Annotated in this window: 23 protein-coding genes; 5 read left to right on the top strand and 18 right to left on the bottom strand. The window is 37.9% G+C overall.

The window, feature by feature from the left end:
• Positions 1 to 76 precede the first annotated feature (76 nt).
• The 8 genes from DZB84_RS01320 to DZB84_RS01285 form a co-directional block, all read right to left on the bottom strand.
• Positions 77 to 907 (bottom strand): TPM domain-containing protein, encoded by an 831-nt coding sequence (locus tag DZB84_RS01320; protein ID WP_116350449.1) that lies wholly within the window; start codon positions 905 to 907, stop codon positions 77 to 79.
• Positions 901 to 1,980 (bottom strand): TFIIB-type zinc ribbon-containing protein, encoded by a 1,080-nt coding sequence (locus tag DZB84_RS01315; protein ID WP_116350448.1) that lies wholly within the window; start codon positions 1,978 to 1,980, stop codon positions 901 to 903. The genes DZB84_RS01320 and DZB84_RS01315 overlap by 7 nt, the downstream gene beginning before the upstream one ends.
• A gap of 35 nt (positions 1,981 to 2,015) precedes the next feature.
• On the bottom strand, positions 2,016 to 3,302 hold the full coding sequence (locus tag DZB84_RS01310; RefSeq protein WP_116350447.1) for an SPFH domain-containing protein: 1,287 nt from the start codon (positions 3,300 to 3,302) through the stop codon (positions 2,016 to 2,018).
• Positions 3,303 to 3,496: 194 nt separating this feature from the next.
• The gene (locus DZB84_RS01305; RefSeq protein WP_116350446.1) at positions 3,497 to 4,312 is read right to left on the bottom strand and encodes an alpha/beta hydrolase; all 816 of its coding nucleotides are present in this window, start codon (positions 4,310 to 4,312) and stop codon (positions 3,497 to 3,499) included.
• 93 nt (positions 4,313 to 4,405) lie between these two features.
• The gene (locus DZB84_RS01300; RefSeq protein ID WP_116350445.1) at positions 4,406 to 4,858 is read right to left on the bottom strand and encodes a CBS domain-containing protein; all 453 of its coding nucleotides are present in this window, start codon (positions 4,856 to 4,858) and stop codon (positions 4,406 to 4,408) included.
• Positions 4,859 to 4,949: 91 nt separating this feature from the next.
• Complete coding sequence (locus DZB84_RS01295; RefSeq protein ID WP_116350444.1) at positions 4,950 to 6,161, bottom strand: ABC transporter permease; 1,212 nt, start codon at positions 6,159 to 6,161, stop codon at positions 4,950 to 4,952.
• Positions 6,158 to 6,838: an ABC transporter ATP-binding protein gene (locus DZB84_RS01290; protein ID WP_116350443.1), complete on the bottom strand. Its 681-nt coding sequence runs from the start codon at positions 6,836 to 6,838 to the stop codon at positions 6,158 to 6,160. The genes DZB84_RS01295 and DZB84_RS01290 overlap by 4 nt, the downstream gene beginning before the upstream one ends.
• Positions 6,822 to 8,084 (bottom strand): HlyD family efflux transporter periplasmic adaptor subunit, encoded by a 1,263-nt coding sequence (locus DZB84_RS01285; RefSeq protein ID WP_223254354.1) that lies wholly within the window; start codon positions 8,082 to 8,084, stop codon positions 6,822 to 6,824. The genes DZB84_RS01290 and DZB84_RS01285 overlap by 17 nt, the downstream gene beginning before the upstream one ends.
• 321 nt (positions 8,085 to 8,405) lie before the next feature.
• Between DZB84_RS01285 and DZB84_RS01280 the strand changes: the two genes are divergently transcribed.
• Positions 8,406 to 9,038, top strand: a complete 633-nt coding sequence (locus tag DZB84_RS01280; protein ID WP_189655109.1) for a LysE family transporter — start codon at positions 8,406 to 8,408, stop codon at positions 9,036 to 9,038.
• A gap of 56 nt (positions 9,039 to 9,094) precedes the next feature.
• On the opposite strand, the gene DZB84_RS01275 is transcribed toward DZB84_RS01280, so the two are convergent.
• The gene (locus DZB84_RS01275; protein WP_116350440.1) at positions 9,095 to 11,584 is read right to left on the bottom strand and encodes a DEAD/DEAH box helicase; all 2,490 of its coding nucleotides are present in this window, start codon (positions 11,582 to 11,584) and stop codon (positions 9,095 to 9,097) included.
• Between the two features lie 278 nt (positions 11,585 to 11,862).
• On the opposite strand from DZB84_RS01275, the gene DZB84_RS01270 reads away from it, so the two are divergent.
• Together DZB84_RS01270 and DZB84_RS25415 are read left to right on the top strand one after the other, a co-directional pair.
• Complete coding sequence (locus tag DZB84_RS01270; protein ID WP_189655108.1) at positions 11,863 to 13,014, top strand: glycoside hydrolase family 18 protein; 1,152 nt, start codon at positions 11,863 to 11,865, stop codon at positions 13,012 to 13,014.
• Between the two features lie 56 nt (positions 13,015 to 13,070).
• A complete protein-coding gene (locus DZB84_RS25415) occupies positions 13,071 to 13,205 on the top strand; it encodes a hypothetical protein (RefSeq protein ID WP_262983770.1) in 135 nt (44 codons plus the stop codon).
• A gap of 34 nt (positions 13,206 to 13,239) precedes the next feature.
• Here DZB84_RS25415 and DZB84_RS01265 read toward each other — a convergent pair whose 3' ends face one another.
• Complete coding sequence (locus tag DZB84_RS01265; RefSeq protein WP_116350439.1) at positions 13,240 to 14,157, bottom strand: SDR family oxidoreductase; 918 nt, start codon at positions 14,155 to 14,157, stop codon at positions 13,240 to 13,242.
• 130 nt (positions 14,158 to 14,287) lie between these two features.
• Here DZB84_RS01265 and DZB84_RS24770 point away from each other — a divergent pair, with 130 nt between their 5' ends.
• Complete coding sequence (locus DZB84_RS24770; protein WP_189655107.1) at positions 14,288 to 14,452, top strand: hypothetical protein; 165 nt, start codon at positions 14,288 to 14,290, stop codon at positions 14,450 to 14,452.
• 45 nt (positions 14,453 to 14,497) lie between these two features.
• Positions 14,498 to 14,638, top strand: coding sequence for a hypothetical protein (locus tag DZB84_RS24765; RefSeq protein WP_189655106.1), 141 nt, complete (start codon positions 14,498 to 14,500; stop codon positions 14,636 to 14,638).
• Positions 14,639 to 14,674: 36 nt separating this feature from the next.
• Here the strand turns inward: DZB84_RS24765 and glgA are convergent, their stop codons facing one another.
• The 8 genes from glgA to DZB84_RS01225 form a co-directional block, all read right to left on the bottom strand.
• Positions 14,675 to 16,111 (bottom strand): glycogen synthase GlgA, encoded by a 1,437-nt coding sequence (glgA, locus tag DZB84_RS01260; protein WP_116350438.1) that lies wholly within the window; start codon positions 16,109 to 16,111, stop codon positions 14,675 to 14,677.
• Positions 16,112 to 16,461: 350 nt separating this feature from the next.
• Positions 16,462 to 17,568 (bottom strand): glucose-1-phosphate adenylyltransferase subunit GlgD, encoded by a 1,107-nt coding sequence (glgD, locus tag DZB84_RS01255; RefSeq protein ID WP_116350437.1) that lies wholly within the window; start codon positions 17,566 to 17,568, stop codon positions 16,462 to 16,464.
• 24 nt (positions 17,569 to 17,592) lie between these two features.
• Entirely contained in the window at positions 17,593 to 18,750 is a 1,158-nt protein-coding gene (locus DZB84_RS01250; protein ID WP_116350436.1) for a glucose-1-phosphate adenylyltransferase, read from the bottom strand.
• Positions 18,747 to 20,690: a 1,4-alpha-glucan branching protein GlgB gene (gene glgB / locus DZB84_RS01245; protein ID WP_189655105.1), complete on the bottom strand. Its 1,944-nt coding sequence runs from the start codon at positions 20,688 to 20,690 to the stop codon at positions 18,747 to 18,749. Before glgB ends, DZB84_RS01250 begins: the two co-directional genes overlap by 4 nt.
• 415 nt (positions 20,691 to 21,105) lie before the next feature.
• Complete coding sequence (locus tag DZB84_RS01240; RefSeq protein WP_116350434.1) at positions 21,106 to 22,119, bottom strand: glycoside hydrolase family 15 protein; 1,014 nt, start codon at positions 22,117 to 22,119, stop codon at positions 21,106 to 21,108.
• A 289-nt stretch (positions 22,120 to 22,408) separates the two neighbouring features.
• Positions 22,409 to 22,924, bottom strand: coding sequence for a hypothetical protein (locus tag DZB84_RS01235; protein WP_116350433.1), 516 nt, complete (start codon positions 22,922 to 22,924; stop codon positions 22,409 to 22,411).
• Positions 22,914 to 23,303, bottom strand: a complete 390-nt coding sequence (locus DZB84_RS01230) for a hypothetical protein (RefSeq protein ID WP_116350432.1) — start codon at positions 23,301 to 23,303, stop codon at positions 22,914 to 22,916. The genes DZB84_RS01235 and DZB84_RS01230 overlap by 11 nt, the downstream gene beginning before the upstream one ends.
• A 352-nt stretch (positions 23,304 to 23,655) precedes the next feature.
• A complete protein-coding gene (locus DZB84_RS01225; protein WP_116350431.1) occupies positions 23,656 to 24,972 on the bottom strand; it encodes a UDP-glucose dehydrogenase family protein in 1,317 nt (438 codons plus the stop codon).
• Positions 24,973 to 25,011 lie beyond the last annotated feature (39 nt).

The following is a 25,011-nucleotide window of genomic DNA, read 5'->3' as shown; positions in this document are numbered from 1 at the left end:
TGTTATTGTGAAATAACAATGACATTTCATCCCCTTGACAAATAAAAAAGCATGAGGACATATCTCCTCATGCTTCCTAGAATCCTCTTCCCCCGCCACCAGATCTGCCACCACCGCCACCGGAAAAAGAGCCTCCCCCACTATTTGTGTTACGTTGAATTTTTTGCTGTGTTACTCTTGTATTGTAATGTCGGTCCATTTTATTCGTCACAGTAAAAGAATTGGACTCTAAATAAGTACTAGCAGTTGTAGTGGAGCGCCCTTTGTTATACATCGCCATCACTCCAACCGAAATCACCCCAACCCCAATCGCAATTGCAAAATAGATTAAGAGTTCTTGAACTAATTCTCCTTGTGAGGTACCTGAAGAGGATGAATAAGAAGGATCTGTTTGTGCGTAACCTCCATCTCCACTTGAGGATGATCCTTCTGGAATCCCAGCATTCATCGTTGCTTCCAAATCTGACAGGAATACTTTCGCACTTTCACCAAATGCTTCCTCAGTAAGATAAGGATAGATGTGGTCGAGAATCTCCTCTATAGTATAGTCTGGAAAGTAATCAACAATCCGGTCTCTCGTAAAGATATACACTTCACGATTATCCATATCGATTAAGTATAAAATTCCGTCCTCCGTCTCACCGTAACCGAATCCATGACTGTCATAAAAATTACTAGCATATTGTCTTGCTGATTTTCCTTCACTATCATTGGAAGTGACAATCCGGATATCCATCTGGAATTGTTCGGTTAAACTATTAGCTTGTTCCTGTAACTCTACTATCTCTGTTTCTGAAAATAAATTTGCTTGGTCAAAAACATACTCAGTGTTAGCAAATGCAACAGTCGCAAAAGCTAACATGATCAGGAGGAAAAATGGTAGAATGATAACTTTTTTCTTTACCATAAAAATAACCCTCCTAACGACAAGACTGCAAAAACACTTGCCGAGATCATACCAAACCACTTACTTGCTCTTCCAATACTAATAGGCAAGTTCCCTGCGATTTTTCCGGTTTGACCATTCATCGCAAAGACATAGGTCTTGCCTTTAAATTGATAAGTAAACATCCAAACTGGTAATAATACGTATCTAGCTTTAACACCTGATAGCCTTACATTTGTATTGTTGATGGAAACCGAGCTGTACCCATGAATGGTCCCCTGGAGTAACGTTCCTAAATTTTCACGGAGTAGACTAGAAATTCTGCCGTAAACGTCATTTTGGTTCATATCATATTTTTCTGCAAAGAAACCAGACAAATAGGACATTGAAAAATCGGTTAAATCCCTATAATCATAGGGTTCAAGAATGGTCATCAGTTCATCATCCATTTTCTTTGAACCGTCAGCGGGTACATCGTGGAATTTTGCTATTCCTTCCCGCATGACCTTATAATACTTTGTTTCGGTATACCTTGTATCCCCTCTAGTGTAGGTTCTGACTCTTCTAGCTTCACCTTCGATTTTTCCGGAAGTGTTACTATCAAACAACCAAAATGGAACATAGATTCCTGATAATTTTTCTAGCTGTGAATTTGAAGTAAAAAGCTTAGGGAGTAGTGGTTTCCCTTTACACCATTTTACAAATAACTCTTCCGCTTTTTTACGATCAATTTTAAATGGAATGACTTTTTCAGGACGGAATTCTCCTTCTAACTGCCTAGGGATAATCGTTGGATTATGACAATAATAGCAAAAAGTTGCAGCAGTGGTGTCATCCGTTACGATTTCAGCGCCACAACTGCTGCATGTGTAGCCTGTTGCTTTCTCGTTGAATTCTTGATCCAATTCCTTTGCTTGATGTAATGCATCTTCACTTGTATCCGCTTCTTCATTAGCCTTTTCGTTATCAATAAAATTCTTGACATCTTCTTCCGTGAATTCACTTAAGCAATAATCACAGGTCCAGTTTTGGGTGTCTGCCTTAAATGCTAATGGTCCGCCACAGTTTATACATTTATATACTACAACCCCCAACCAATATCACCTCTTCTTCTTTTGTATATGGTTGATTAATTCTCAAAACGGGTTCCACATTCCGGGCAGAATTTTGCGTTTTGATTAGACGGTTTAAACCCACATTTTTTACATGTTAGTTCCTCAGGCTTTTTGCTGCCACAGTTTGAACAGAACTTCCCGCTATTTTCTTGGCCGCATTGGCATTTCCATGTGTCTTTTTTAGCTTCCTGTTTCGGTGAACCACATTCTGAACAGAAGTTGCCAGTGTTCGTATGCCCACATGAGCATTTCCATTCATTTGGGTTAGTCGACGGTTGGCTTTCCTGGCGTTGCATCTGTTGCTGCATTTGCTGACGATTGGTTTCAGAAGCAGCACCCATAAAACCGCTACTACCTTGCATTCCCATCCCCATGCCTAAAAAACCTTGCATAGAACCACCTTCATTGGATCCAGCGGCTTCTAAACCTCTTGCAATCGCACCTTGAACATATCCTTCACGAACGGATGCGTCCTGGAGCATAGCCCCTTGGTTTCTCATGTTTATGAGCTTTTGTGATTCCTGATCGTACGTAATACTGTTGATTCCAACAGATTCAATCTGCATCCCGCGCATTCGGGTCCAATCTTCATCAAGGACTTCTGCCATGTATTTTGCAAGCTCCATCCCTTTCGAAGTGACATGTGAAATTCGAATGCCATCTGCGGACATTTTATTGATAGCAGTCTGTAATGCATTCATATATTCAGATAAGTATTGACTATTTATGTCATTGATATCGACGTTTGATTTATTTCGTGGAATGGCTTCCATGTAAAATTTAATGGGGTCAACAATTTTAATTGAATAGGTCCCATGTGCACGTAAAAATAATTCCGCATTATAAAAATTATCAAAGTAATTGATTGGGTTTCGCGTACCGAATTTGATTCCCTTGATTTCTTGAAGATTGATAAAATACACTTTTTGCGATGTAGATGGCACACCGCCAAATTTAAAACGATTGAAGGTTTCGTGCAATGCTTCTTCAAATTGACCATTGAATAAGGACGGCTGTGAAGAGTTTACAACTTGGTAATAGCCTTCTTCCGCTGTATAATCAATAATTTTTCCACTATCAACTAAAATCATAAATTGATTAGGGTACACGTGAATGATCGAACCGTTAGTAATTGTTGAATCTGTCCCTTTAAAATTTTGATTTCGACGATCTTTAGCGCGAACTTTTACACCAACCGACATAACGGTTGTATCACTCATTTCCTGAGGTTCAATTACCTCAAGCCATTGATCCGCTATGTTTCCTGTTACCGCACCAACTGCAGCTTTAATAATTCCCATTTATAACCCCTCCTGCGTAAAGCTAAAGTCTTACAACGATATATACTCATAATATCAGTTTATAGTTCTACTGTATTGTACCAGTTACTATTGTAATACGGTTTTAATAGGCAAATGGTTTCATTTTATAAGGCAATTTGTGAAGGTGGAAAAAATTCATAAGAAAAACTGGATGGAAACGTCCAGCCAGTTTTTTATAATCCTTTTATCCATCTAGCTGCCATCTCAATCCAATTTTCTATCTCTGGTTGAATATGATCAGCTCGTCCGTTTGATTGTGTTTCCTCTGTTCCGAGAGATAATCCATGGACACCATTAGGATAGATATGCATTTCGAGCGGGACGTTGTGTTTTAATAAGCTTTGTGCAAATAGCATGCTGTTTTCCACTGGGACAGCAGTGTCTGATACCGTATGCCATAAAAAAGTCGGTGGAGTTTCATTTGATACTTGGTTTTCCAGTGATAAAAAGTCACGACTATGTTGGTCTTCGAACTTTTCTCCCAATAATGCTTTGAAGCTCCCTTCGTGTGCATAAGCGCCTGAAGAAATAACCGGATAGCTTAAAATTAATCCATTTGGTTTAATTTGCTCTTTTGAATATGTGAGTTGTTCTGTTAGAAACTCCCGATTCCAGAAAACGCCTAAACTTGCTGTTAAATGGCCACCAGCCGAAAAACCCATAACCATGATCTTATCGGGATCTACATTCCAGCTCTCAGCATGGTCACGAATTAAGCCAATTGCACTTGCTAATTGGCCCAAGGATGTTGGAAAAACAGCTGGTTCCACACTATACCTGAGAATACTTGCGTGAAATCCTTTACTGAGCATCTCTATGGCAACAGGTTCTGCTTCACGGTCAGATGTATGTACATAGCCACCACCGGGGCAGATGACAATCATTGGCCTTCTCCGGTCTGGGTCAATACTTGGGGAATTATCTAAGATATACGTGTATAGCTCAGCTTTTTCATCATTATGTTGTAATTCATACTTTTCATGAATCATTCTTCTCCCACCTTTTTGAATGTCTATCTATAAAATTTCGACATTTTTTGGTAACTTCCTCTAGGAAAAATAAAAAAAGGAGGGGTCTCCTTTTTACAACAAACTTCTAAATGATTCTCGAATGACGTCACCACGGCTAATAATTCCAACTAACTTTCCATCTCTTTCAACAGGCAGTTTCTTGATATGCTTTTTTCCAAGGATGGCTGCAATATTTTCCACTTTTTCGCTATAAGCTATCTTTAAAACGGATGTTTTGGCAACCTCCATTACGTTTAGTTCAAGTAATTTCTGGGCCCGTTCCTCATATTCATCCTGATCCTTAATAACTGCCATATAGTCAAATGTGTTTATCATAATGTCTTTATGTTTTCCGATAAAACGCATGATGTCTCCATCACTTATATATCCAATTATATGATTATTATCATCGATTACAGGAAGCCCACTTATTCCGTATTGTATAAATTTCTCGACGACAGTTTTGACCGTGTCCGTATTCTTTACGGTGATTACATCTCGTTTCATGATATGTTGAGCCTGCAAATGAATCCTCCTCTTGGTACCTTTATCCAATCTTAGTTTACCAGATATTTTCATTATTATTTAAAAATAAAAAAAGGCTGGAGATCCAGCCTTATTCATAACGTAATGCATCAATTGGACTAAGCTTTGAAGCTTTGTTTGCCGGTAAGATACCAAAAATAATCCCAATGAATGCGGAAAATCCAACGCCAATGATCACGACAAGTGGACTCACGCTCGCGGAGATTGGTGAATAAATTGATACGATAATGGTTCCTAGTGCTGCAAGTCCAATTCCAAGTAGACCTCCTAATGAGGTTAATGTCATCGATTCAATTAAAAATTGAAGTAAAATACGTCCACGTGTTGCACCAAGTGCTTTTCGCAAACCAATTTCTCTCGTTCTTTCTGTAACAGAAACGAGCATAATGTTCATCACACCGATTCCACCTACTAACAAGGAAATCCCTGCAATACTTCCGATTACCAAAGTCATAATGGTAAGGACGGTATCCACTTCTTGTTCATATTGTGAGAAATCGTTTACTGTGTACATCCCGTCTTCGAGCTTTTTTGCTCTAGTTAATGTATCAGCGGCAGAGCGACCGATTTCAGATATTCGTTCTGGATCATCAGCAATAATAGCTAAGCGCTCGATTTCTCGATTTCCAAACATCATCGAAATAACTCCTCGCGGCATGAGCATTTCGCCTGATTCATTGTAACGATATTGTTCAGGAATCGGCGATTCATAGACACCGACCAACTTATAGGGGTTCCCATTTAGGTCGACAATTTCACCGATTACATCTATTTTGTCTTTAAAGAATTTTTCTCTTGCTACAGTATCAATCATTACGACACGATTTCTTCCATCGTTGTCGCGAGCATTGATTGGTCGACCCTCGACAATTTGAATATCGCGAGCTGTAAAGAATTCAGGTCCAACCCCGGTAATTTCCATTTCGCCCTGTTTATCATTATAAGTCATGGGTCCCCAGCCTTGGTTTGTGGCAATTACAGCTTTTACACCAGGAACTTGGGAAAGAGTTTCAACATCTTCAGAGGTTAATTCAGGTTCTACCCAGAACATTTCGGATTCTTCTTCTCCCTCTTTAGGCATTGGCTGATACCAAATATCGACCGCATTTTTTTCAAGGCTAAATAGTTCCTCTGTCATTTTCGTTTTGGCGCCTTGTCCAATAGCTACAATTATAATAACAGCGGCTACGCCAATGATAATCCCGAGCATCGTTAAAATAGACCGAATCTTATGATTCCATATCGAGGACAATGCTACTTTGAAGCTTTCTAATAGACTCATAGACTTCTCCTCTGATCATCCGTTATCATCCCGTCTTTTAAGGTGATAACCCTATTTGCATATGCTGCCACTTCTTCCTCGTGCGTGACGATGATGACGGTTCTACCTTCTTTGTTTAGTTGAACCATTAGTTCCATGATTTGTTCACTCGTTTTAGAGTCAAGAGCACCAGTTGGTTCGTCTGCTAATACAATCGAAGGATTATTTACAAGTGCTCTTGCAATCGCCACCCTTTGTTTTTGTCCACCTGAAAGCTGATTCGGTAAATGTTTGACCCGATCCCCGAGTCCAACCTTGTCTAACATTTGTTTAGCTCTTTCGGTGCGTTCCCGCTTCGGCACGCCTGCATATATAAGTGGAGATTCGACATTTTTTAGTGCATTATGTCTTGGCAACAGAAAGAATTGCTGAAAAACGAAACCGACATGCTCGTTTCTTAATTTTGCAAGCTTGTTATCCTTGACCAAGCCAATTTTCTCCTCATTTAATTCAAACGTACCTGAAGTTGGCGAGTCTAGAAATCCAATAATATTCATTAAAGTGGATTTCCCTGAACCAGATGGACCCATAATGGCAATGAATTCCCCATCTTCAATCGTTAAATCAATTCCGTGTAAAACCGGTACTTCAAGTGCACCATTTCCATATATCTTTGTAATCTTACTCAACTTCATCAAAGGAGGTCACTTCCATTCCGTCGTACATTCCTTCGTATGGTGTTAAAACAACAAGTTCATCCTTTGTAACACCTTCTGTAACTTGGATAAATTCATCGTTCATTGATCCAGTTTGAACTTCTCTTCTTTGTAAGAGCCCGTCGGCTAACACATATACAACCGCTACTCCACCTTCATCTAAAATAGCGGTATGTGGGATAACAGGGAGAATTTCAGTTCCGGGAATTCGTACCTCAAGAGAAACGTGAAACCCTTGCCGTAGTTCAGATGTGTCGTCTGTTATTCCCACCTTGAAAGGGTACATTGTGACATTTCCGCCACCACCCATTCCATAAAACTCACCTTCTCCTCCACCGCCATTATCATTTGGAAAATGGGAAACGGATTCGACAACACCTTTCCATTCGCGATCCTTATAAACCTTTGGACGGACAATGACTTCTTGTCCTTGTTGGATTTTAACTGCATCAAACTCACTCATTGTCCCAATCACTTTATAAGGTTTACTAGAAATGATATGTATAACAGGCTCATTAGCACCCGCTTCGGTAGCAGCCACATTTTTATTAACTTTAACAATGATGCCGTCAATTTTACTGACAACGGTCAATTCTTTTTTCTGATTCGTAATTTCTGTGATTCGTTCATTCGCTGCTGTAATTTCTGATTTCGTATTTTCGTATTGAAGCTCCATTTGTACCTTTTCACTTGTAAGCTGGTTCACATCTTCAACTGGAACTTCTTCTACTGTTTGTGGTTCTGTGCCTTCTTCAGTTTCAGTTTTTGGTTTGTTTTTTTGAGCGGCAAGAGCTTTTTTCGCTTGTTCAATCCGTTTATTTAATGCCGCAATTTGGTTTTGTTCCGTTTTTGCTCGTGTCTGGATTAAATCTCTTTCTCTCGTTGCTCGAGCTAGTTCTGTATCTAACTTTGAAGAATCATAGACAAACAGCGGGTCACCAGCTTTTACAGTTTGATTCTCATCTACTTTATATTCATTGATTTCCCCATGCTCTGGATTTAAGAAAACCTTCTGCTCGCCCTCAGGTACGATTTCACCTGTTACTAGAATCGTTTCAATTAATTCTTGCTCTTTTGCTTTTTGTACGGTTACATTCACTTCTTCCATTTGATTTCCAACCGATGCAACGCTTCGCTCTTTCAGCAAGAAGGCAGCTGCTCCACCCGCGATTGCCAAGACACCCACAATCGACAAGACCCAAATTAAAACCTTCTTTTTCTTCACCATATTTCCCCCTATTGTTTTCATTTCTTCGGGTAAATTCTGAATCTCTCTATCTACAAACTTTTTGTTTAACAAAGCTGAATGTGATTAAAAATATCAAATTTATCCCTAATCATTAAGACGGCAAAGATTGCCAAAAGGTTTCAATTTTTTACAAATTTTATACCTTTTTTACATAAAAAGACCCACTCTGATAGAACTAGTTGATTGATAAGAACAATTGTTTTGCGTACAAATCCCATTTTTTTGGACAAACAGTAATACGTTCAAAAGTTTTTCATAAAATGTACAAGTTGTATTTCGTTGTAGATGGAGTGAATGCATTTGAATGTAACGATTTTATTTAGCTATATACTTCTAGGTTTGACACTAGCTGCTCCAATCGGTCCGGTTAATTCGGCACGCTTAGATAAAGGAATTAAAAATGGATTTTGGCATGCCTGGGTGGTGGGCTTCGGCTCAATGATTGCCGATGCTATCTTTATGTTAATCGTTTACCTAGGTCTAGTTCATTTTCTTGAAATACCACCGGTACAAGTGTTTTTGTGGTTATTTGGTGGCTTTATTCTGCTTTATTCGGGAATGGAAAGTATGCTTGGAGCTAATTCACTTGAACTTGAATATAACCGCGACAAAGAGTCTCTATTAAAGTGCTTTTTAACGGGGTTTATCATGTCAATTACAAGTCCGTTATCGATTTTATTTTGGCTTGGAATCTATGGATCCGTTTTAGCTAAAACAGCACAAGAAAACGGAACAAGTGATTTGTTAATTTATAGCTCTATGATTTTTCTTGGCTTAACCCTGTGGGATCTTTTTGTGGCAGCACTTACAACTGTATTTCGTAAGTTTCTTAATAGTATAGTTCTCATTTGGATTTCCGTTTTATCTGGTTTATCTTTAGTTGGCTTCGGGGTTTATTTTGCCTATCAGGGTATCAAGACCTTATGGGGATAAAAATATAGAAACAAAAAAAGTAGCCGTTAAGCTACTTTTTGAAATACATGCTTGTTTTATCCTCTTCTTCTTGGTCGTTCGAAATAGCATTCATTACATATAGCAAACGAGAATCCGATTGGAAGGTTTTTACCGCAACGTTTACATACTCTTTTAGTTGTCTGGATACCTGATTTTATATGTTCATGGATTTTATCACTAATTTCTACCCTAACTCTTTCCCAATAATGAGCTTCTGTGTGCTTTTCTAATTTATAAAGGAATAACAAATGAAGACCCACCGCTTTATAAGAAAGTTCAAGTTCCTCAAGTCCAGATTCCTTTAAAATTGGATCAGGTAAGGGCGCTCCATCGACAATCGCCTCGAGAGTTTTCTTCCACTGCGCTCTTAGTGAGGGTTCATTTGACGAAAAAGGCAAATGCAAAAAGCCGTATAGGTCTGGTAATGAAAGCTTTGCCTCAATGATTGTGTCCTCAACTAATTCATACAGCATTCGTTCCTCGTAAAGACTTGCTTTTTTTGTACCTTCTGGACTTTTAAATTGATCCCAAAGGTAGAAGAACATTCTCATTTTTCGCGAGTATTTTTGAAAACGTTCCAGAACCGCATTTGTTGGTGCAATTGCAAAGCCTCTAAGTGGTTCATCTTCTTGCTCTAATAGACGTGTCATTGTCTTAATATCACTTGTAAACGCCACTTTCCCAATATCGTAAATTCCTCGTCTCCCTGCACGTCCTGCAATTTGCTTCACTTCCTGAGAGGTTAATAATCTTCTTCTTGTTCCATCAAATTTATCATTTTCTAAAAAAACAATCCGTCGAATTGGTAAGTTTAATCCCATTCCGATTGCATCCGTAGCTACTATTACAGTTGTTTCGCCGTTATTGAAACGTTCAATCTGCTTTTTCCTCGTTTCTGGAGGCATACTACCGTAGATCATACTCACTCGACGTCCATTTCGTTGTAGCTCAGAAGCTGTTTCAAGCACCCTTCTTCTTGAAAAGCAAACAAGTGCATCCCCTTTTCGACTTTGATTTAAACGAAATAATTGAGTTTCTATCTCTAGTGGAACATCCCGATGATATTCGTGCACTTCTACATTTGAGTTTCCAAGCAACTGAAGGATCATCCATTTTGCATGAAAGCTACAAATAATATGAACCTCTTTTGCATTTGCATTTGTAATAGCTTTATACCACGAGAAGCCACGGTCTTTATCGGAAATCATCTGTGCCTCATCAATTACAACAATTTCATAAAAGTCTTTTTCTCTTAGCATTTCAACAGTTGCTGATAGATGATTTGCACCCTCTACAACCTTTTCTTCCTCACCTGTTTTTAAATTACAAGGTACACCTTCATTGTTCAATTTCTCAAAGATTTCAAGTGCTAATAATCGTAATGGAGCTAAATAGATCCCGCTATTTGCTTCCTTCATTCTTTGAATTGCTTGAAACGTCTTACCCGTGTTTGTTTCTCCAACATGAAGAATATATTGGATATTTCGTCCAGGAGATAAATGATAGGCCTGTCCGAAAATATTTTCAATCATCCTTTGTTCTTCTTCCTTCTGACGTCTAAGTTCCTCTTTTTCCTTTTCGACTCGTTCTTTTCGCTCGGTAATATTTCGTTCAAATATTTCTTTATGAGTGTCCAAATCAAAGGGAATATCAATCAACTTCACAAGATCAGAAACATATTCCTCTAAAATATCCTCAAATAAATCATCACGAACATCTAGGAAGTACTCATATGCCACTTCCTGTAAAAATGCATCAGATAATGGTTCCTGGAAGCTAATTTTACATTCTTCAAACAAGTGTTCTGGAAAGTGAGATTTTAACCAATTAGGACCGAAATCTATGAGTTGATGTAAAATGAGATCTTCGTATTGCTCAATCAAGTTTTCTTGGTAGAAATAACGGTTATGAGCGAGTTCTGTTTCTTTATATAAATAAGAAGCAAAGGTTATATCTTCTGAGGATAAAACCATTCCTTTTTGATCAATTTCAATGGATAAATGGCTACCAAGTAAATATCGAATTCTTAGGTATAGTTCTTCGTAGTTGTCACTTAAAATCTCGTTAAGATAAAAATTGAGCTTAAGAATGAATTTTCTCTTTTCTTCTCTCTCCTGTTGTTTCTTCATTCGAGCTTCAAAATTTTCTCTTGCTGATTGGTATTTTTTCTCCCATTCATTCGGTTGATTTGCAAATTTGTCCTCAAGCCAGGAAATAAAGTCATAAGGCTCGACATCACGAATCTCTGTTCGAAATAATTTATTAAGCAGTTTTTTTGCGACGCCTTCTACATCAAAACCGTGTTCCTCTAAATAGGCTTTTTTTTCTGAAATAGGTGCCTGCACTGCGGTATTCAACCAAGCATTTAGCCAAAGTTGTTCGATAAAGTCCCCGCGTTCACGTACATATTGTTCATAAGAGGGGAACGTTTCTTTTTGTTCTAAATAATGCTGGATATCATCGATTATCATCTGTTTTGCTCGTTCGACTGCTTGATTATAGTACGGCTCGAGTTGAATGCTCATTTATTTGCTCCTTGCCAACATGACGTAATGTTTTTAGTTTATATAGGACTGACAAAAAATATTATGTATATAATATGTGTTCAAAAAGTCGATGAATTGCAAAGCAAGAAGAGCAAGGAACTCGCGGCTCGAGGACCGGAGAGACCGAGTGACGCCGAGGTTCGCAGCTTATCATTTGGTTACTTTTTGAACATCTTTATATAGGATGATATTACCACATCCACAAGCATAAACTGTTTGATACAATTTTAAGGATAAAGTAACAGGAGGACAGCATCTTGAAAAAACAATTTTTCATCCTACCTATTTTATTAGTTGTGATATTCATTGGTGGATTTTTAACAGGTACGATACGATCGACCGAAAATCAACCTGAAAATAAAATAACAAAGAATGCACCGCAATCTTCCAAAACACCTGTTCCTAAAGAAATGCCTAAACTAGATAAAGCTCAGTCAAAGGTTTTAGTCGGGTATATCCAGGATTTTCGAGATCCTAATCAAATCGATTATTCGAAATTAACGCATATCATCTTTTCCTTTGTTCATCCAACAAAGGATGGTCAGATCCTTTTTACAGGTGAACACGCAGTAGATAATCTAAGAAATATGGTTACAAATGCACATAAGCATCATACGAAGGCAATGCTTGCTGTTGGTGGTTGGTTCCATATGAATGGCGGCGAATCGTATGATTATTTTTCAGCAGCTCTCTCAAATACTAATTCCCAAACAAAGCTCGTCAATGCGTTAATTGGAGTAGTTGAACGAGAAAATCTGGATGGTATTGATATCGATTTTGAACATCCACGTACTGATGCAGATGCCAAGAATCTTCATCAATTTATTAAAATTCTAGGTGATAAGCTACATGCAAATAACAAGGAATTATCAATTGCTGTACACTCAAAAATTCATGGACAAACATTAACAGAGCTTGGTTATGTAAAATATGAGCCGACCATGTTTCAATATGTCGACCATGTCAACATTATGGCTTATGATGGCCAATGGGATGGCGGTTATCATGCCGAGAATTTATCTCCCTACCCATTTACCGAGAGTATTGTGAACTACTGGTCAACGTTGTTTGATTCCCACAAACTCCCTAAGAGTAAACTTGTTTTAGGTGTTCCATTTTATGGGCAACCTGCTGATTCATCTATCAAGCCAGTATCATATGATGCAATTATTGAAAACAACCCTGAAAATGCCGTAAAAGATACCGTCAATATGAATGGTACAACCTATTATTATAATGGCCAAACAATGATGACAAGAAAAACAGAGCTTTCCTTGAATCATGGTTTTGGCGGCATGATGATATGGGAACTTGGTCTTGATGCAAAGGGTGGAAACAGTTTAACCAATTCACTATATGAGTCTATAGCAGCTACACGTATAAAGAACTATTATACATTGAAGAAGTAAAATAGATGTCATGTTATTTTGTTTTTCAACCATCCTAAAAGATGGAGGTGAAAAACATGGCAAATAGTAACCCGGTTGAATTTACAGGTAAGGTGTTAGATAAACGGAATACATTAACAGGTCCTGATGATGAACACAAAGTTGGACATCCAAAACGTCCGCAAAATGTTCCGATAGATAAAGAAAAATAATGTCAAAAAAGTGATTCGATGAGAATCACTTTTTTTAGGATGAAGTAATTTGCCCCCCATTCACATGAATCGTTTGCCCAGTAACAAAGCGGGAATCATCAGAAGCAAGATACACATAGCCTGGAGCTAACTCAAAGGGCTGTCCTTGCCTATCCATTGGATTTCCTGCAAGCGGAACTTGATCTGCAGAGAAACTCGATGGAATGAGTGGTGTCCAAACCCGACCAGGTGCAACAGCGTTGACTCGTATCCCCTTTTTCACAAGATTATTAGCAAGTGCTCGAGTAAATCCAACATTTGCTGCTTTCGTCATCGAATAATCAATCAGTTGATCATTTCCATAGTAGGCCACAACAGAAGCTGTATTTACGATCGAGCTTCCAGCTTTTAAATGCTTTAACGCAGCTCTTGTTGTATAAAAGTGAGAATATACATTGACTTTAAACGTATCATCAAACTGCTCATCAGAAATATCAAGCAGACTAAGTTGTTGGAATTGAATGCCAACATGGTTTACTAGAATGTCAAGTTTTCCAAAGAATTGAACTGTTTTTTCAACAATCTCTACACATTTTTGCTTTTCTCGTAAGTCTCCAGGTAAAAGTAAACACCGCTGACCAATCTGTTCAATTCTTGTTTTTGTTCGATTCGCATCCTCATGCTCATCTAAATAAGAAACCGCCACATCTGCTCCCTCTTTTGCAAAAGCAATTGCGCAAGCAGCGCCAATTCCGCTATCTCCACCAGTAAGTAACGCCACTTTCCCTTCTAGCTTTCCACTTCCTTTATAGTGTGGATTTTCAACAATAGGCTGTGGTACCATTAGTCCTTCAACACCAGGCTGACGATATTGCCGCTGCTCTGGAACTGTTAGGGCAACATCCTTGTACTCTGTAATTTTCCCATAATTCGGATGCTTGGGGTAATTTTCATTCTCTCTATAGGTAGACATAGGTAAACCTCCTGTAAACTCAATTTGCTTTAGTCTATGAAGTTCGGGTGGAACAGTGATAAAAAGAGACGGGCTCAATTTTTAGAAAACCTGAATAGACTAACAATGAATCACCAAGGAGGTTAAATCGATGCGCTATTATTACAGTCCGGAAGTGAAATTTTTACTCATGAATGAATCCAAGGAACGTGTTCAAGTTCATTATTTAAATCAGAGCTTTGAACTTCCTCAAATTGGAGTCAGACCGCCCTATTACTATAACCCTCGTTATGAGCATCACTATCCGTTGATTTAAAAATTCCTTAATCGGGGATAGTAATCCTATAAGGAGGAGTCCCTGATGGAAAACAACAATGATTACCAGCATCCTTTAATGAATGACAATCCCATACGTGAACGAATGAAGAAAAGAAATGCCACTGATTTTAGTAGTTCTTCGCTAAGGAGAATTGCGCTTAGTCAATTAAGCCGAAAACGCTAAAAAACGTTAGGGTAAACAAATCCCTAACGTTTTTACTTATACGATTGCAAATTGTAGTTCTTCATACAGTTTTAGATATTCCTTTGATGATGCTTTCCAACTAAAATCTAGTTTTAATGCCTTTTCTGATAACTCTTTCCATTTCTTTGGCTGGAAACGATATAACCATATTGCGCGCTCGATTGTATATAACATGTCATGTGCGTTGTAATTGGTGAAGCTAAAGCCATTACCTTGGCCGGTAAATTCATTGTATGGTTGAACCGTATCCTTAAGTCCGCCTGTCTCTCTTACAAGTGGCAGTGTCCCGTAGCGAAAGGCGAGTAATTGACCGATTCCACAAGGCTCAAATTGTGATGGCATTAAAAACAAATCGGAACCTGCATAAACTTTCCTAGAAAGTGCTTCATCAAAAAAGATATTTGCTGATACTTTTGTTGGATATCGGTATGCTAATTCACGAAAGGCATCCTCATAATGGCTTTCCCCTGTCCCTAGTAAAACAAACTGTACATTTTGATTAAGGATTTCTTCAAATACATGCAAAACTAGATCAATGCCCTTTTGTTCAACGAGGCGTGTAATCATGGAGATTACAGGAACTTCTTCATTTACGGGAAGTCCGAGATGCTCCTGTAATGCTCGTTTATTTTTCATTTTCCCATCATACGAATCATATAAGTGAAACATTGCTTTGTCTGTAGCGGGATTATAATTTTCATGATCAATCCCATTTACTATACCTTGCAAGTCAGCATTTCGGTTTCGTAAAAAGCCATCTAACTGTTCCCCGTAATAAGCTGTTTGAATTTCACTTGCATAGGTTGGACTTACGGTTGTAAGCGCCTCAGCAAAGGCTAATCCAGCCTTCATATAACTGACATTTCCAAAAAACTCGACACCATCGATATGAAAATAGCGTTCACTTACATCAAGTAGTTCACCTAAAACCGATCTTGGAAAAACTCCTTGATAGCGTAAATTGTGTATGGTAAATACTGTTTTAATCCCCCGATAGTCAGGATGGTTGGAATAATGTGCGTTTAACAAGAGTGGAATAGGTCCTGCTTGCCAATCATGACAATGAATGATATCTGGCTTTCTATCTACATATGGGATTGCTTCCAAAACCGCTCTAGAGAAAAATGCAAAACGCTCTCCATCATCATAAAAACCATAACTTCCATACCGCTTAAAATAATACTCATTATCTAAAAAATAATAGCTAATACCGTTATGGACTAATTTTTCAATACCACAATATTGTTTCCGCCATCCTAATGGCACCTCAATAATCCGCTCTAATACAAGCTGCTCCTTGTATGTATCATCTAAATCACCATATTTCGGCAGAATCACATTTACATGGATTCCTTCCTGCTGTAGAGCGTTGGGCAATGCCCCTATTACATCCCCTAGTCCGCCTGTTTTAATAAATGGAGCGCACTCTGATGCTGCGAATAATATGTTCATGACCTTCCCCCATTAGTTGATGTTCAAAAAGTCCGGTAAAAATGACACACAGAGGTACTTCGACTAAATACCGACACGTCCTGTGTCGAACGTCGAAGTCACCACATCCTGTGGAAGCTCGTTGGCTTGCTTTTCCGTTCCTTGGAAAAGAAACCACTTTTCCGGCGTGTGAAGCGGATTCAAGGAAGAGGTATTTCTCGTGCTCACGTATTAAGAACATACGCTCCGCTACTCAAAGCTACACCGCCTCGAACTTTCGACGCACAGGACGTGCTAGTGTCGACAATGCCACAGGATGTGGCGTTTTTGTCGACGCGGTCCTTTTTATCCTCCTTTTTGAACAAGTTTTATTAAATAATCTCAGCTTTTTTTATGACAGTTGGAGTAAATTCTCCAATGATTACTTTTTCAGATGTGACATTGACTTGTTTATCTGTTATCACATTTTCAAGGTAGGTTCCTTCGTCAATGACGCATTTTTGCATAATAATGCTGTTTTTAACAGTGGCACCTTTACGAATTTTTACTCCGCGGAAGATAATACTATTTTCAACCGTCCCCTCAATATCACTACCGTTCGCAATTAACGAATTGCTGACATTTGAAGTAGTGGCATATTTAACGGGAGGTTCATGCTTTGTTTTCGTATAAATCTCCCAGTTGTCAAAGAAAAATTCCTTAGTTACCTGTGGATTTAAGAATTCCATATTTGTTTTATAATAGCTTGTAATTGAATGAATAAATGGCATATAACCTTTAAAATGATAGCTGTTTACTTTAAGACGATGTAGATTTGCTTTCACCAAATCTCGAATAAAATCATATTCCCCATTTTCATGGCATTTCGTAATGAGTTCAACTAATAGCTTTTTTGAAAATACAAAGGTTTCTGTACATACAGGGTCACCCTGTTTTGGAGAAGTATAGAGTTCTAGATTTGTTACTTTATCATCAGCGTTTAGGATACATTTATGATAGATTGGTTTTTCAACAGGTTCTCCATCATATTGCTTGTAAACAATAGTAAGGTCTGCACCACTTTCTCGATGACTTTTAATGACCTCATTAAAATTAATCTTATAGACATGGTGACCAGGAGAAAAAAGGACGGTGTCCTCATGGGATCGCTTAAAAAACTCAAGATGATCATAAAATTGCTGAATATCACCGACTATACTTTTATCCGGGTGAATGGGAGGTAAAATAAATAATCCCCCATTACGTCGATCGAGGTCCCATTCCTTGCCATTACCGAGATGATCCATGATAGAACGATATTTGTCTTTCGTAAAAATAGCAACCTTCTTAATTTGGGCATTAATAAAATTGGACATTGTAAAATCGATTAGTCGATATCTTCCTCCAAATGGCACAGCTGCCAAACAACGATGCTGGGTTAACTCTTTTAAATATTGTTTATCATTCACTAAGTTAATAACACCAATTACTCGTTCCAATCCCAATCGCTCCTCATGTGATATTTATTTACTTACGGTTAAGGGTCTTACTGTGCTTTCATCTCCAACTAATGTAATGGTGGCATTCGGGGCATCTGACCCAATATGTGCTCCATCTGGAATGCATAAATCACTAGCGATAATCGCTTTGTGAATGGTCACATTTTTGCCGATTTGAACATTCGGCATGATAACCGAGTCTCGAATAAGCGAATTCTCTCCAACCTGTACATTGTATGAAAGAACCGAGTGGTCAACCGTTCCTTGCACAATACAACCTTCGTTGATTAATGACTGGGATATTTCCGCGGTCGGTGATATATATTGTGGTGGATGAGTCGCGATTCCAGTAAAGAATGGCCAACTAGAATCATGTAAATCAAAGCCAGGAGCATCATCATCTAATAAGTCCATATGGGCTTCCCATAGGCTTTCGATTGTACCTACATCTTTCCAATAGCTATCAAACTGATAGGCATATAACTGATTATCGTCTTTAAGTAATTTAGGAATGATGTCTTTCCCAAAGTCGTTGGAAGAATGAATATTTCCTTCATCTTCGATTAAATATTGTTTTAATAACTTCCATTTGAACAAGTAAATCCCCATTGACGCGAGATTGCTTTTTGGATTGGCAGGTTTTTCATCAAATTCAACAATTTTTTTCTCATCGTTTGTATTCATGATTCCAAAGCGACTTGCTTCTGCCCAAGGCACTTCAATGACAGCAATTGTAGCAGCTGCATCTTTTTCAAGGTGGAAGCGAAGCATCTTACTATAATCCATTTTGTAAATATGGTCACCAGATAAGATAAGCACATATTCTGGATCATATTGCTCGATATAATGGATATTTTGGTAGACTGCATTAGCTGTTCCTTTATACCAATCCCCACCATTCTTTCCAATATACGGCGGAAGGACGGTTACTCCCCCATTGTTCCGGTCTAAATCCCAAGGACGCCCATTGCTTACATAATTATTAAGCACATGTGGGCGATATTGAGTAATGACACCGACAGTATCAATACCAGAATGAGTACAATTACTTAAAGGAAAATCAATAATTCGGTATTTTCCACCAAATGGAACAGCGGGTTTGGCAAGGGTTGTTGTTAATTCCCCCAATCTTGACCCTTGACCACCTGCTAAAACAACTGCAATCCACTTCTTTGATCTCATTTTTTGACGACACCTCTTTTTCTCTTTTTTGTCTCTTTTCTAAAGATACTAATTGCTAATGGCGGAACTTTAATGGTCATACTGTATGGCTGATTATGTGCTGGCGTCTTATCAACGGTTATAGCAGCTGCGTTTATCTGACCAGAACCTCCAAATTCTACTGAATCACTATTAAACATTTCTATATAACTCCCTGTTGACGGGACGCCAATACGATAATTTTCAAAGACTTCTGTAGAGAAGTTGCAAACGATGATCGAGTAATCACCCTTGCGCTTCCCATGCCTCATAAATGTAATCACAGATTGAGCATGGTTATCAGGGTCAATCCATTCGAAGCCCTCTTGTTCATGATCAAGTCTCCATAGACTTGAATTCATGCGATAAAAATGTTGGAGCTCTTTAAAATAGGCTTGAAGGTTAGCGTGGGAATCATAGTCTTGAAGCATCCAATCTAGTTCCTCAAGTTCCTTCCATTCGGAAAATTGACCGAACTCCCCACCCATGAAGAGAAGCTTTTTTCCGGGATGGGTCATTAAATATCCGTATAATAAACGCAAATTCGCAAACTTTTGCCAGTAATCGCCCGGCATTTTATCTAAAAGTGATTTCTTGCCGTGAACAACATCATCATGTGAAAAAGGTAAAATAAAGTTTTCTGAAAACGCATAGAAGAAGGAAAAAGTTAATAAATTATGGTGATAACGTCTGTCGGACGGATGCATTCGCATGTATTTAAGGACATCATTTACCCATCCCATATTCCATTTATAATTAAAGCCTAATCCGCCTACAGAGGTTGGTGCAGTTACAAGAGGATAATCAGTTGCCTCTTCGGCAATCATCAATACCCCCGGATATCGTTTGAATATGGCTTCATTTGCCTTTTTAATAAAATCGATTGCTTCCAGATTTTCTTCGCCACCAAATTGATTGATTAGCTTTTCTTGTTGCGGATTATCGTGATTGAGGTAAATTAATGAAGATACGGCGTCGATTCGAAAGCCATCAATATGGTATATATCCATCCAAAAAGTAAGATTGGAAAGTAAGAAACTATGAATCTCTGGTTTTGTAAAATCAAAGCTGTACGTCCCCCATAATGGTCTGTCAGCACGTTTTGATTCGGTATGCTCGTAAAGGGGAGTTCCATCAAATCTTCCAAGTCCGTGGACATCACGGCAGAAATGAACGGGAACCCAATCAAGTATGACGCCAATGCCTTTTTGATGGCATTGGTCCACAAAATACATGAAATCAATAGGGTTACCATGTCTGCTAGTTACGGAATAAAAGCCAGTTATTTGATAGCCCCATGATAAGTCAAATGGGTGCTCCATAATCGGCATTAATTCAATATGTGTAAAACCATGCTCCACTACATAATCAATGACTTCATCCGCTAATTCCCGGTATGTATAAAAGCTTCCATCTTCTTTCTTTTTCCAAGAACCCGTATGTAATTCGTAAATCATCATTGGATTATTGTAAGAATCTGCTTTGTCACGATTGTTTAGCCATTTTTTATCATTCCATTTAAATTGGTCGAGTCTCGTTATCACAGATGCAGTATTTGGTCTTACTTCAGAGAAGAAGGCATATGGATCAGCTTTTAGTTTCTTTTCGCCGTTTGCAGTTGTGATTTCGTATTTATAAAGTTCACCCTCTTTTAACCCTGGAATAAATCCAATCCATACACCAGAGTTTGGAATCAATCCAAGGCTATTCGCATTACCAGCCCAGTTATTAAAATCTCCAACGACGGACACGGCCGTGGCATGGGGTGCCCATACAGAAAAACGTACACCGTCGATCCCTTTATAGGACATCACATGTGCACCAAGCATGTTATAGCCTTCTAATAATGTTCCTTCGTGAAATAAATACAAATCGAACTCACTTGGTAAAAGTTCAGCTTCATTTTCTAGCGTAGAATTCACTACCATATCCTCCTTTTGATATATGTGAGTAGAATGTTAGTAATACCAAAAATTTATGACTTTTGTATAAAAATAATAAAACTGAAGTTGGCTATTACTTTCTCACTTTATTATATTAATTCGTGGAGAGTGAGATTTATTCCTTTAGCGAATAATGTTTTTTATTGTCAAATAAGGTAGAATAGGCAGAAAATTATTATTTTACAGAGAATATTTTTAAAAAGAATTATGTAACCGTTTACAATTTATGGTTGATATGTGTGGGGTTTTTACTTTTTTAGGGAGAAATTTGATATTGCGAAATAATATAAACGAGGGTTGGTTGTTTAATGTTTTTGTTATATTGGAATAATTTTCGTTATTGTTTGTATTGGCAATTAAAAGGTTCAAACAAAAAAGCTGCCTAAGCAGCTTTTTAAGATATTTTTTGTTGTGCTAAATCCTCCATTTTCGTGAGAAAAATATAGGACATCGCAACTGACCATGCTAATGGAGTGTTTCCATTTGGTTTATTGGTTCCACCTACATACAGCTCAGGAACCTCCCAATTATCTGGCACAATCCTTTTTGTTTTTTCTATATACTCACTGGCTTTTTGAAATTGTCCTAGTTCAAGGTAGCAAAGGCCAAGCCACGGAAAACCGAAGCACCATTCAGCCTCACTTCCTTCATTATAATACTGATCATTTTCATAGCGAATCACACCATATGTGCGCTCTAATTTCGAGGAAACGGTTTCAACAATCTTAAGCGCATGGTCTCGATCAACGACCCGGTATGGGAATACAAGGGAGAGCAATGCTAAATCAGTATCCTTTGTTTCGCTTTCACGAGGTAAAAGATCTCGGAGGGCCTTTTCTCCCTTTTTGATTAAATCTTCTTTGACATTAACAAGGATTTTGACGGCATTAAGTCCAGCTACACAAGCACCTATACTTGAAGCATGAACTTCCATATTCTCTTCCCACATACCATTATCCTTTGATTGCCAATATTGAAGGCATTCTAAATAATCAACGAGCTTTTGGACGATTTCAATATCCTTTTTATCTCGAATTACTTTTTGTCCTAAGCGGTATCCTTCACCAACCCCCCATAAAAATGCTCCAATTGCGTCATTTTGGGCATGCCCCCATTCGACCGGCATTTCCCTTAAGTCGGTAGAGTATCGTGAATGGATGTATTCAAACAAATAGATTGGTTTCTTTTTCCGATGGATATCAATTTTCCACTCATACGTCTTAAACATATCAAATAAAGCATGATAAGCCTTTGCATATCTATCTGATGGTTCATTGATAAATGGAAGTACTGTATATACGATATCTCGAATCCATACATAGCTATAATCATTTGATAAACTTGCTGTATAAGCACCATTTGATAAACGCATACGGTCAAGAACCTGAATTGCTTTATTGGTATACATTTCGTATCACCCCATTAGCTTATTTACTACACATTCATTCTTGACAGAAATCATATCTATAAAACACATCAACGTAATTTTAGGTCATTTAATAAATTAATATGATTTATTAATTTATATTCTATAATATGTAAGCACAGCTAAAATGATAACAATTGTCTCCTTTTTGTGTGAAATGCCTATCTTTTTGTGCATGTCACTGCCGATTTTTCTTGTTCCACAAAAAATGTTTCACAGAAAATAAAAAAGACCAAATCCCTTTTTAGTGGTTTTGGTCTTTTCTGTAGGTTTATTTTTTCTTGAAAATAATTGAAATGATTTCGTCTGTTGTCATATTGCTGTTAATTTCAAATGTGCCAAGCTTTAAGTATTTAGCCACACCTTTTTTCTCAACTAGGTTTGCAAAATCCCAAGCATTTCCACTAATGATTTGAGCTGAAATAAGTGCTTTTCCGACTTCATAACTTGTCATACCTTCGGTGACATTGATCACCGTTTTCTTGACCTCTGGTTCGGCAGGTTCTTCCTTAGGTTCCTCTGCTGCCTCTTCTTTTACTTCCTCTTTAGGCTGTTCCTGAGGTTTTTCCACTGGATTCTTCGCTTCAGCAATTGCTTGATTCCATTCTTCTTCAGTATGGACAACATAACCTTCGTCAGTTAGAAGACTTTTGAGCTCTTCTACAGTTGGTTTTTCTCCTGCCTTTGTAGTTGTTGCTTGTTCTGGTCCGAAAAAGTAAACAACCGCGCAAACCACTGCAGCAAGTAAAAGTCCAGAAGCGAAGCTAGTTAATGTTTTAGCGGTCATTTGCTACTTTTCTCCCTTCTGTTTCTGTTTGTTTCATAAAAGGAGATAGCAAACCTTGGACTTCGATTTCACTTATTTCTTTCTCATTCGCAATGCTTGTTACGGAATATCCTCTTTTATATAAATCAAGCGCATCACGAAGTAACTCACGTTGTTCTTTATTTGTGGTGTCAATCCCTGCCTGGTTTGCAAGAATTTCATTGTCTAATTCAAGGTTTCTCATTTGCTGTTGTAGCTTATTTATTTCCTCCATAAAACTTACTGAATATAATTCAAGCTCACGCTGTTCGGCCTTTTTTGCTTTTTTCGTAAGTGTATAGGATAAAATAAGCAACACCGCTGCTACCCCAAATAATATGACTAACGCCCATTCCATCATTGGACATCATCCTTTCCAAGCTTAATATCTTACAACAGATAATTATACAATGAAATAGGACAAATTTCGATTGAATTCGATAAAATACTTCCATGGTCATTCATGATGGAAAAAATTAACGAAGAAAAAGATTGGTTTTACGCCTTTTGACCTATATACAATAGGCAATTGGTAAATGTTTGATTTCCCGAATAACCAGTCATTACGCTTGACTCTAAAAATGTTGCGAATGTTAAAAAACGGATTCCATAGAGGAACCCGTTTCATTAACAAAAATGGTTATCTTTTAAATTTCAAAACTACCTTCATATTATTTGCAAATCATGCAATAGATGAAAAAATGATGAGTTGTTCATTTACCATTGGGTTTTACTGGTTCTCTACCAATCGATACGTATTCGACCTTATATTTACCAGCCTCTTCTTGGGTATAACAGTTTCGACCATCGAAGATAATTGGCTTTTCCATAAAGAGACTTGAAAAGATTAACGTTTTTTCTACAATCTCTTTCCAATCCGTTAATAGAAAAATGATATCTGCCATTTTTATAGCCTCTTCGATCTGTTCTACATATTTAACGTTGTCTGGAAGAATTTCCTTAGCGTTTTCAGTTGCAATTGGATCATAGGCAACCAATTCAGCACCTTCATCAACTAGAGCATAAGAAATATTTATAGAGGCAGACTCTCTCATATCATCAGTGTTTGGTTTAAAGGAAAGACCAATCAGGGCAATTCGTTTTCCTTTAAGAGAACCAAAGCGTTCCTTTGCTTTTTTTACCAATACTGTTTTTTGTTCTTCATTAATGTGAATGACCGATTTTAGTAAGGAAAAATCATGATTGACAGCTTCCGCAATTTTTATCAATGCCTTTGTATCTTTAGGGAAGCAGGATCCACCGTAACCTATACCCGCATTCAGGAATTTTGAACCGATACGTGCATCCATCCCAATCCCTTTTGCAACCTCCATAATATCGGCACCAACTTTTTCAGAAAGAGTAGCAATTTCATTAATAAAAGAAATTTTTGTTGCTAGAAATGCATTAGCCGCATATTTAATCATTTCTGCACTACTGATACTAGTTTTTATTACTGGAAGACCAAACGGTTTATTAATTTCCTCCACTAGATCAGCTGCTTCTGGGTCTTGTGCTCCAATTACAATACGATCACCATGAAAAGTATCATAAGCAGCTGATCCTTCTCGTAAAAATTCAGGATTTGAAACAACTTCAATACGATGGTTACCTTGTGAATTAGCGATAATCAATTCTTTTATTTTATAATTCGTACCAAGCGGAACGGTACTTTTTGTCACTACATTAACATCTCGTGTTATATTTAGACCGATGTCTCTTGCAGCTTGAAAAATAAATGAAAGATCAGCAGCCCCATCTTCCGCTTGTGGCGTACCAACAGCAATGTAGATAACCTCCGCAGCTTTCAAGCCATCAACATGATTTGTAACAAATTGAAGTGTTCCCTTCTTTAAGTTCTTAGCTATTAACTCATCTAACCCTGGTTCATAAATAGGAGAGACACCTTGCTTGAGCATTTCTATTTTTTCGTTGTTAATATCGAGACAAGTAACATCATGGCCAATTTCAGACAAACAAACACCTGTTACCAACCCAACATAACCTGTTCCGATAATTGCAATTTTCATTAAAACTCCTCCTTTCGAAAAGCTCTAATAATTATTAGG

The sequence above is a fragment of the Bacillus sp. HNG genome, from assembly GCF_003400205.1.
Lineage (GTDB): Bacteria > Bacillota > Bacilli > Bacillales > Bacillaceae_L > Ferdinandcohnia.
This window is presented reverse-complemented; position numbering and strand designations above follow the sequence as displayed.